General features: G+C 67.5%; 12 protein-coding genes. 7 read left to right on the forward strand and 5 right to left on the reverse strand.

Translation table 11 applies throughout. The annotated features are described in order from the left end of the window. Window positions 1–28: 28 nt before the first annotated feature. Window positions 29–1,207: a TIGR04053 family radical SAM/SPASM domain-containing protein gene (locus tag DEQ67_RS12370; protein ID WP_115891447.1), complete on the reverse strand. Its 1,179-nt coding sequence runs from the start codon at window positions 1,205–1,207 to the stop codon at window positions 29–31. Window positions 1,208–1,239: 32 nt separating this feature from the next. Here DEQ67_RS12370 and DEQ67_RS12375 point away from each other — a divergent pair, with 32 nt between their 5' ends. The 3 genes from DEQ67_RS12375 to nirK all read left to right on the forward strand — a co-directional run bounded on the left by DEQ67_RS12375 (window position 1,240) and on the right by nirK (window position 3,141). Next, on the forward strand, window positions 1,240–1,599 hold the full coding sequence (locus tag DEQ67_RS12375) for a DUF2249 domain-containing protein (RefSeq protein ID WP_004042025.1): 360 nt from the start codon (window positions 1,240–1,242) through the stop codon (window positions 1,597–1,599). 140 nt (window positions 1,600–1,739) lie between these two features. Then, window positions 1,740–1,892 carry an HVO_2142 family zinc finger protein gene (locus DEQ67_RS12380; protein ID WP_155821732.1) on the forward strand — a complete coding sequence of 51 codons (153 nt, stop codon included), beginning with the start codon at window positions 1,740–1,742 and terminating at the stop codon, window positions 1,890–1,892. Between the two features lie 169 nt (window positions 1,893–2,061). Continuing rightward, window positions 2,062–3,141 carry a copper-containing nitrite reductase gene (nirK, locus tag DEQ67_RS12385; protein WP_115891446.1) on the forward strand — a complete coding sequence of 360 codons (1,080 nt, stop codon included), beginning with the start codon at window positions 2,062–2,064 and terminating at the stop codon, window positions 3,139–3,141. Window positions 3,142–3,308: 167 nt separating this feature from the next. On the opposite strand, the gene DEQ67_RS12390 is transcribed toward nirK, so the two are convergent. After that, entirely contained in the window at window positions 3,309–3,575 is a 267-nt protein-coding gene (locus DEQ67_RS12390; protein WP_115803069.1) for a hypothetical protein, read from the reverse strand. 242 nt (window positions 3,576–3,817) lie between these two features. Between DEQ67_RS12390 and DEQ67_RS12395 the strand changes: the two genes are divergently transcribed. Beyond that, window positions 3,818–4,138, forward strand: coding sequence for a DUF5789 family protein (locus DEQ67_RS12395; protein ID WP_004062748.1), 321 nt, complete (start codon window positions 3,818–3,820; stop codon window positions 4,136–4,138). Window positions 4,139–4,378: 240 nt separating this feature from the next. Further along, window positions 4,379–4,993, forward strand: coding sequence for a hypothetical protein (locus DEQ67_RS12400; protein ID WP_004062749.1), 615 nt, complete (start codon window positions 4,379–4,381; stop codon window positions 4,991–4,993). Between the two features lie 35 nt (window positions 4,994–5,028). Here DEQ67_RS12400 and DEQ67_RS12405 read toward each other — a convergent pair whose 3' ends face one another. Continuing rightward, window positions 5,029–5,334: a cupin domain-containing protein gene (locus DEQ67_RS12405; RefSeq protein WP_004062750.1), complete on the reverse strand. Its 306-nt coding sequence runs from the start codon at window positions 5,332–5,334 to the stop codon at window positions 5,029–5,031. A 161-nt stretch (window positions 5,335–5,495) separates the two neighbouring features. Here DEQ67_RS12405 and DEQ67_RS12410 point away from each other — a divergent pair, with 161 nt between their 5' ends. Continuing rightward, window positions 5,496–5,795, forward strand: coding sequence for a hypothetical protein (locus DEQ67_RS12410; RefSeq protein ID WP_115803073.1), 300 nt, complete (start codon window positions 5,496–5,498; stop codon window positions 5,793–5,795). Between the two features lie 31 nt (window positions 5,796–5,826). On the opposite strand, the gene DEQ67_RS12415 is transcribed toward DEQ67_RS12410, so the two are convergent. Both DEQ67_RS12415 and DEQ67_RS12420 read right to left on the reverse strand, forming a co-directional pair. Continuing rightward, window positions 5,827–7,167 (reverse strand): hypothetical protein, encoded by a 1,341-nt coding sequence (locus DEQ67_RS12415; RefSeq protein WP_004062752.1) that lies wholly within the window; start codon window positions 7,165–7,167, stop codon window positions 5,827–5,829. Window positions 7,168–7,299: 132 nt separating this feature from the next. Continuing rightward, on the reverse strand, window positions 7,300–7,533 hold the full coding sequence (locus tag DEQ67_RS12420; protein WP_115891445.1) for a DUF2249 domain-containing protein: 234 nt from the start codon (window positions 7,531–7,533) through the stop codon (window positions 7,300–7,302). Between the two features lie 133 nt (window positions 7,534–7,666). Between DEQ67_RS12420 and DEQ67_RS12425 the strand changes: the two genes are divergently transcribed. Further along, a complete protein-coding gene (locus DEQ67_RS12425; protein WP_115803075.1) occupies window positions 7,667–8,833 on the forward strand; it encodes a Cdc6/Cdc18 family protein in 1,167 nt (388 codons plus the stop codon). Window positions 8,834–9,082: the final 249 nt, after the last annotated feature.

Here is a 9,082-nt window from a genome sequence, read left to right on the forward strand (position 1 = left end):
GACTCCCGCGGACCGCTATTCCGAGGCGTCAGTCGCCCGCCGACCGAGTCGCGGGCATCGGGCCGTCGTAGCCGTCGGGCACGTACGCACAGAGCGGGTCGCTCGCCAGCGGGTCGCCGGTGTGTGCGTAGGCCCGCGAGCGACTGCCGCCGCAGACGTGGCGGAACTCGCACGCGCCGCACTTCCCGCCGAGGGCGTCGCGGTCCCGGAGCGACCGGAAGAGGTCGCTCTCACGGTATCGTTCGACGAGTCCGCCGTCGCGGACGTTGCCGGCGGTCGCCGGGAGGAACCCCGACGGGAACAGGTCGCCGGTGTGGCTGACGAAGGCGAAGCCGTCGCCCGCGGTGATGCCGAGCCGGCGGCCGATGCCGTCGGTCGGGGGCGCGTCGCTCGCGTCCCGCCGGCGCTGGATAGCGACCCGCCGGTAGTGGGGCGCTTCGGTCGTCTTGACGCCGAAGGGCGCGTCCTCGCTCACCTCGGTCAGCCACTCCATGACGCGCTCGGCGCGCTCGGGGGAAATCGGGTCGAGGACGCGCCCGCGCCCGACGGGGACGAGGAAGAACACCGACCAGAGCACCGCGCCGAGGTCGGCCACGAGGTCGCAGAGCGCGGGGAGTTCGTCGACCGTCTGGGCGCAGACGGTCGTGTTTATCTGGAGCGGGAGGCCGGCCTCGCGGGCGGCGCGGGCGGCCGCGACGGTCTGGTCGAAGCTCCCGTCTTCTCCTCGGAAGGCGTCGTGTGACGCCGCGGTCGCGCCGTCGAGGCTGAGCGCCATGCGCCTGACGCCCGCGTCGGCGAGGTCTGCGACCGTCTCGGGCGTCAGCGACGACGTTCCGCTCGGGGTGAGCGTCATCCGGAGGCCGAGGTCGGTTCCGTACTCGACGAGCTCCGCGAGGTCCGAGCGCGCCAGCGGGTCGCCGCCGGAGAGGACGACGAGTTGCCCCGGGCCGAACTCGCGGGCCTGGTCGAGCAGGCGTTTTCCTTCGGCGGTGGTCAGTTCGTCGGGGTGTCGCGCGGGCGTCGCGTCCGCCCGGCAGTGGTCGCACGCGAGGTCGCACGCCTGCGTGACCTCCCAGATGAGGACGAACGGCCGCCGCGAGGTGTCGATGCTCGACGGGTCCGGCGGGGCGGTCGCAGTCGGCGGCGCGCCGGCGTCACTTCCCGCGTCGGCGTTGGCTTCGGTGTCGACGTGTGGCGGTCGAGACATGGCTCTTGTCGTGCGGTTCGGCGTCGCGGAAGGTGAGCCACGCCCCGAACGTGTTCGGCCGACTGGCCGGGGAAACCGAATCGAACACGTTCGGGGTGAGCTTCCTGCGCTGTCGCCCCCACGACACGCATATGGACCGCGAGGCGTACCTCGACGGACTCGACGCACCGACCGAGCGAGCGGTGGACTTCCTCGACGTGCGGGAGCTGCCGCCGCCGGAACCGCTCACGGAGACGATGAACCGCCTCACCGACCTCGACGGCGAAACCGTATTCGTCCAGCTTAACGACCGCGAGCCGAAGTTCCTCTACCCGAAGCTCGACGACCGGGGATTCGCCTACTGTTCCGCCGAGCGCGACGAGGGCGTCGTCACCGCGATTTGGGAGCCCTGAGTCGGCGCGGTCTCCGACACCCCTCCTGCGTGCCCCTCGTCAGCACCGGGAGCGGCTCCGTTTTCGACCCGAAACGTATCGGTCGCACCTAATTTGGCATAATCGTTAATGTAATAATACCCCATGCGTTTGTACGTGGTATGAGTTCAGACCACACGAATACCACCCACTCCGAATGGTGTCCCGACTGCGGCTCCGAGATGGCCTTCACCGGCACGCAGCCGGCCGGGCTCGCGCAGTTCTTCTGCGAGCAGTGTCGGTACCGCCGCGACCGCTTCGTCGGCGGCGACTGAACCCCCGTTCGTCTTCTCGGGATTCGCGCGCTCGTTTGCGACCGCGCCTCTCCGCGTCTCACGGCGTGGTACGGTTCGCGAAGATGTTCGGAGCGCGTCTCCAACCCGGACAACCAGTGTCCGTTTATACCAGTATCCGGGCACTCGATTCAACCGGAGGGAGACACAGATGCTATCCACGACTCGGCGGCGGACGCTCCAGTGGCTCGGACTCGGCGGCGTCGCATCGCTCGCCGGCTGTGCGACGAAATCGCCGACCGCCGCGCAGTCGCTCGACGAGACGGAGGAACCGACACAACAGGGTTCGACGAACCTGGTGGACCAAGTCGCGGCCGACCCGACGGACATCCCCGGTCCCATCGACCGGAGCGAGCCCGCCGAGGTCGACGTGAGGCTCCGGCCGGAGGAAGTGACCGCCGAGGTCGAAGACGGCGTGACGTTCACCTACACGACGTACAACGGGCAGGTTCCCGGCCCGCTCGTCCGCGTCCGGCAGGGCGACACGGTGAACGTGACGTTCGAGAACCCCGAGGAGAACACCATGCCGCACAACGTCGACTTCCACGCGGTCGCCGGCCCCGGCGGCGGCGCGGAAGCGACGATGACGAACCCCGGCGAGACGGCACACCTGCGGTTCAAGGCGACCTACCCCGGCGCGTACATCTACCACTGCGCCGTGCCGAACATGGACATGCACATCAGCGCCGGGATGTTCGGGCTCATCCTCGTCGAACCGCCGGAGGGGATGCCCGAGGTCGACCACGAGATATATCTCGGCCAGCACGAACTCTACACCGACAAGGACGCCGGCGAGGAGGGCCAACACGCCTTCGACTACGAGGCCATGCGGAACGAGGACCCGACGTACGTCCTCATGAACGGCGAGAAGTACGCGTGGACGCCCAACGGTCGGGGGCCGGCCGCGACGGTCGGCCTCGACGAGACGGTTCGGGTGTACTTCGTCGACGGGGGGCCGAACCTCTCCAGTAGCTTCCACCCCATCGGAAGCGTCTGGGAGACGCTCTACCCCGAGGGGTCGCTGACGACCGAGCCGCAGACCCACATCCAGACGCGACAGGTGCCGCCGGGTAGCACGACCATCGCGACGATGAGTTCGCCCGTCCCCGGCGACTTCAAGCTCGTCGACCACTCGCTGTCCCGCGTCGTCCGCAAGGGCTGTATGGCGGTCGTCCGAGCCGAGGGGCCGGAAGACCCCGAGATATTCGACCCCGACCCTGACCCGCAGTAGCGCCGTTGCACCGACTGGCAACCATTGATCGCTGTTTTTCGCCCGTCTCTGTCGAAACCTCTCGGTGTTGAGAGCACACGCGTGCAACGCTTAGCGGGTGAGTTCAGCGCGTCAACGTCGCTGCCGTGGGAGTTCACGTCTGTAAATCTCGGAAACGTATCGGAGCACTACTCCCAGTAGGAATCGACCGATTCACCGGCGAGTCGTGCGCGGACGAACAGGTACGCGAAATGAACTGGAACGTAGCCGAGACAGAGTATCCAGCCCTGTGGCTTCGAGACTAAGTCCCACGTGCGTTCAACGCCTCTCGGAGCATCCATCGAGAGCGTTTCCAAGCCGGCTATCGAATCAAGCGCAGGTCCGACGACTATCACAAACACGCAGATGTAGAGGATAGCCACGACGAGGATTTCGAGCGATTGGTGAGAACGCATCGTTCCGCAAGTGGTGTACCGTATCGGGCCGAAAATAAAGCTACTCTGAGGCCGGTTGGCATCCATCGTGTACTCGACCGTTCCGACCGCAACGGAGCGCCGGCACCGACCGGTCGTCCCCGGACTGACCGGGTTTCCCCTGACGCTGTTGACCCCCGCCGGAGCTAACAGAACCCGCGTGTCGGAAGCGACTGCCGAGAATCGGCCACAGCATTATCCCGTTCGCTTTCGAAGTGCCAAGGATGCCAGACGACAAACAGGGCCGAAACAAGCAAGCGGCCAACGAAGAACAGCGCCAGCGCGAACGAGCGCTCCAAGAGGCGCGTGACCGCGCCGACGAACCCGCCCCCGGGGAGCAGCTCGGTGACCTCGACGATGCGCTTGAAATTCAGGACTATCCGACCACGACGGAGCAACTCGTCGAGAACTACGGCGACTACGAGGTCGAAACGCAAGGCGGGTCGAAGCCCATCCACGAGGTGCTCGCCTCGGTCGACAACGAGATTTACGACTCCGCGGACGACGTTCGCGACCGGATTCAGCGATTGATAAATCGGAGATGAGTGCGTCCGGATCCGTCTCCGTCGTGGCGATATTTCGGTAACCTGCGCTCCGAGCCGTGTCCGGGCTGTCTGTGCCACTCGTTGGCCCGTCCACATCAGTAGCTCCCGCCCCGCGACGACGTGTTTTGACAGCACCAAGCACCATCGACTCGTGCCACGACCGCGACGAGCGCCGCACCGAACAGTGAATTGAACGTGTTCGGGGGTGGGCCTACGCCCGTGGCGACCCCACTTCGAACTATGCCAGACATTCCGTCCCTGTTCGGCGGCGGGTCGCGAGCCGACCGCTTCGACGATATCGACCAGTTCGTCCCCGAACACCTGCCCGACCCGGACGCCTTCCTCGACGGCCACCGCGTCCTCGACGGCGACGACCACGTCGCCGTCCACCGGGTCGCCCGCGACCTGTTCGAAGCGCGGGGCGTCTACGACGTGACGTTCGGCTACAACCTCGCGCGGCTGAACCTCGACCGCCGCCACCCGGACGCGGGGTTCCGCTACGCGGAGGACCGAGACGACCCGTCGGTGCTTCTCGCGGAGTTCACGCCGACGACGCCGTTTTGCCCGCAGTCGAAGACGCTCACCGTCGGCGCGTTTCGGGCGTGGAACGGCCTCGACGACCGTCACGACTACGACCGCGTCCGAGTCCGCGTCGCGCCGATGCACCAGCAGGCAGACGCCATCAACGCGGAGCTCGACGCGATGGACCCGGCTGACGCGCAGGCGGAGACGGACGACTCGGTCCCCGATACCGGGTCGTCGACGGGTGAGCGCGACAGCGACGAGCCGGATTCGGTTTCGCTGTCCGAGGAGTTCGAGGCGGCACTGAAGCGGCTGTCGGGCGAGCCGGAGTAAATCAGGTGTTCGTCCGCGGGAGTTGGCCCCGCGGTTCAGTCGTCGACAGCCGGGGCGAACACGAGCACTGCGGTGCTGTCGACCGGCGCGCGCGGCGAGATGTCGCGGTCGCCGCCGAACCGCAGCAGCTCTCCCGCGGCAACCTCGTGCGTCTCGCCGTCGAGCGCGAGTTCCATCCGGCCGGTGACGACGTGGAAGACGATGTCGAACCCGGGGTGGGAGTGCGCCGGCACCTCGTCGCCGGCTTCGAGGCGGAGTCTGACGGTTTTCGGACGGTCGGTCTCGAAGACGGGCGCGTGCATCTGCGGCGGGAGGTCGTCGAGCGCGGCGTGTTCTGGCATCACGAGTGAGTCGTCGACCGCACGGTCGGTAAGCCTGCGGCCGAACGCGTTCGGGGGACGCGGGACCGGAAGCGACCGGATGTGAACGAGAGCCAGCGCGAGCGCGACCGAGGTGGCGAAGGCAGGTGCTCTTTTCACCTTCGCGGGCGATGACGTGTTCAATGCCCTCCATAGTTGACGAAACCCTGTTCAGCGAACCCACCGGCGGCCTCTTTCCAGTCGTCCAACTCTCTGGCGCGCTCGTCTTCTCGGGTCTGTACTGGCAGTACGCAGTCGTGGAACAGTCCCTATCGGGCGGGTGGCTACTGTTCATGATAGCCGGGACCGCCCTGTCCGGCATCGCGGAGTCGCTCCCGGAGGACCGACGACGAGCGGCCGGCATCCTGCGTGTCGCGGCGGTTCTCGTCCTGACGTGCCTGCTCGCACTCCTCTTTCTTGCACCCGAACTGCTCGGGATGTGAGTGGGTGCGAGACCGTCCCTGACGCGCCGACTCAGTCAGCGCCGTCGTCCGCACCGCCAGCCGACGCGGCCGCGCCGCCGACCAGCGATTGCGGGCTGTGGAGCCAGATAACTCGCAGGAGGTTCGCAGCGAACGCCGCCACACCGGCGAGCACGAGCGCCCAGCCCGCCGTCTCGACGCCCGTCGAGAGACCGGCGAGGTCGCGTGCGACGACGGCGGCGACGCCCGAGACGACGAGACCGAAATCGAGGCGGGCGAGGCGGGCGTCGTAGAGGTCGTCGAGCATCGGCACGGGTTCGAGGCCGAGGCGGTCGCTGTATCGGTGGACCCAGACGATGAAGGGGACGACGTGGTAGAGCGTCCCGAGCACGACGAAGCCGACGAAGCCGAGCCGGAACAGCGACCCGGTTCCCGGCGCGCCGAACAGTCGGTCCCCCGCCAGCGGGTCCGCGAGCCACGCGGGGAGCGTCAGGACGGCCCACCCGGCGAGCGCGACGGCCGCGACGGCGTACCGGGTGAGCATGGGCGTCCAATCGACCGCCGACTCGACGAGGCGACGGGCGAGAATCGCGGCGATGCCGAAAAGCGAGAGGGCGACGAGCGCGCCGCCGACCCGCGCGAGCGTCGGGTCGGAGGCGAGTCGCCCACCGGCGAGCGCGACGACACCGACGGGGTAGCCGACCTCCTCGAATCGGCGGAGCCACACGTCGACGCCGCGGAGCTTCGTCTGGGTGAACATCGTCGCGAGTTGGTAGAGCGCGCCGACGACGGTCGTCACGACGACGCCGAAGACGGCGAGCGTGACGTGGGCCGCGCGGACGCTCGCGTGGCTCACGCCGATACCGGCGAAAAGCGGGCGCGTGAAGTCGACCGCGAGCAGGACGCCGAGCGCGGTGACGACCGCGAGAAAGCCGAGTGCGAGGCCGAAGTGGCGCTCGGTCACGTCGAAGTCGTCGAGTCGGGAGAGCGTGCGCGCGACGTTGTAGGCGAACGTCCAGAAGCCGAGGAGCGCGACGGCACCGAAGACGGGGAGCCACGCGAACGCCCCGAGGAGGAAGCATCCCGCGAGGCCGGCGAGACCGACGCTGACGACCCACAACTGCGTGGTCGCGAGTCGTCGGGAGTAGAGTTCGACGCCGGACCAGACCGGGACGAACTGCGTCATCGCGCCCATGATGGTGACGCACACCCACCCCGCGAGCAGGAGGTGGACGTGCGCGAGTCGGGCGGCACCGGGAGCGACGCCGACGGCGAGAGCGACCCGGAGGCCCACCGCGGCCGCGAGGAAGCCGAGCGCGACGACGAAGTGCCGGAGCGGAATCGTCATCGGGGGCTGTCGGGCCGTGTCGACATCGGCGGGAATGACGCTCATACGCGGACTAGCGCGGCGCGAAGCCCTACCGGTGACGCCGAACATATTCGACGAGAGTGGAGAAACGGCGGAGACGGGTCGGGACAGCGATGTACGACTCGCGGCCGCGACCCGCGACCCGCGGCCGCGGCGCTACCGCTTCGGGAACGTCGCCGCGAACTCGTCGGGAGCGCGTTGTTCGACCGTGTAGTTGTCGACGTCGAACGCGTCGACTTCGGCCTGCATTTCGTAGAACAGCGGCTTCGGGTCGTGGTCGTTGAGAATCGTCAGCGACTCGCCGGCGTCGAGGTCGTCGAACGCGGCGTGAATCTTCGGATGGCGCTCCGCCGGTGGGAGGTCGCGCACGTCGAGGGTGGTGTCTGCCATACGCGTCGTACCTCGCCGGGGACCGCCGAGTCAGTTGCCCCGAACACGTTCGACGACCGGGCGACCACAGACGTACCGCAGCCGTAAGCAGTCAGAACTGATATACCTCCCATTTCGGAACTACCACTACGACATGGACATCGAAGCGAGGATCCAACGTCGGCAACGCCGGGACGGTGAGCCTCGCCTCCTCGTCGATTACGACTCGCTCTCGCCGGTCGCGCACACCGACGACCCGGTGAACTGCGGACCGGTGTTAGAGCGACTGCTCGACTACCTCGACCCGGTGTTCGACGGTCACCTCCCGCCGAACGCCTACGTTTACGGCCCCAAAGGGTCGGGGAAGTCGGCGGTCGTGACGGCGCTGTTCGACCACCTCGTCCGCGTGTCGAGCGTCAACAACGCCGCCATCCACACGACGACCCGCGTGCAGGCGACGTTCGCGCCGCGGTTCGTCTACGTCGACGCGCGCGAAACGACGAGCGCGTTCGCGTTCTACCACGCCGTGCTCGACGCGCTCGTCGATGAGTCCGTGCCCAAGCAGGGTATCAAGACCGAGGCGCTCCAGTCGCGGCTCAAGGACGCGCTCGACGGGCCGAAGACGGGTGCCGTCGTCGCCGTCGACCACCTCGAAGAGCCGGGGACGCTCGACGGCGAGGCGTTCGTCGACCTCTGTGCCGGGCTTCCGAGCAAAGTCAGTTGGCTGGCTATCGGGCGCGCGCCGCCCGACGAGACGGTGCTGACCGACTACACGGCCGGCGCGATTCAGTTCGAACCGTACCAGAGTCAGGTGCTCGTCGACGTGCTGATGACGCGAGTGTCGGCGGCCGGGTCGCGGCGGACGCTCGACCACCGACTCGCTCGCGACATCGCGGAGTGGGCCGACGGCGACGCTCACGACGCGCTCGCGGCGCTGTTCGGCGCGGCCGACGAAGCGGTCCGTAACCAACACCGGAGCATCACGGCCGCCGACGTCGCCGCCGGAATCGCCGCGGTCCCCCAACCCTGCGTCTCGCTCGGCCGCGTGTTCTCGCTCCCGGAGAACCGCCGGCAGGTGCTCCACGAACTCCTCGCGTTGCGCCCCGACCAACAGCAGTCGGTGCAGGCGACGAGCCAGCACATCGCCAAATCGGTCGACCTCTCACCGACCACGGTCAAGCGCATCCTCTACGAACTCGCAGAAGACGGCATCACCCGCCGGGTCACGGCGGAGCGCGTCGAACGGAAAGGCCGGCCGCCGAGCCGACTCGAACCGCAGTTCCCGACGGTCGTGTTCGAACGCCTGTTCGACGCTCGGTAATCTGCTTCCACTGAGCGACAACGAATTTATTATAGCAGATTGTCACAATTTCGTATGGGATTGACGATTAAGCGACGGTCCAGCGCTGCCCTCCTCGCTGTCTGTTGTGGATTCCTTTCTACAATGATTGCTGTGGAGGTTATCGGTGGCTATCTCTCGATGGAAGGAATGCCAATCGTGTACGGCCTTCTGGGACTGTCAGCAGTCGGAACTCTCGTGTCGAACCGGTGCAGCCGAATCTCGTCGTGG

It is taken from the genome of Haloferax sp. Atlit-48N, assembly GCF_003383015.2.
Classification (GTDB): Archaea; Halobacteriota; Halobacteria; order Halobacteriales; family Haloferacaceae; genus Haloferax; species Haloferax volcanii.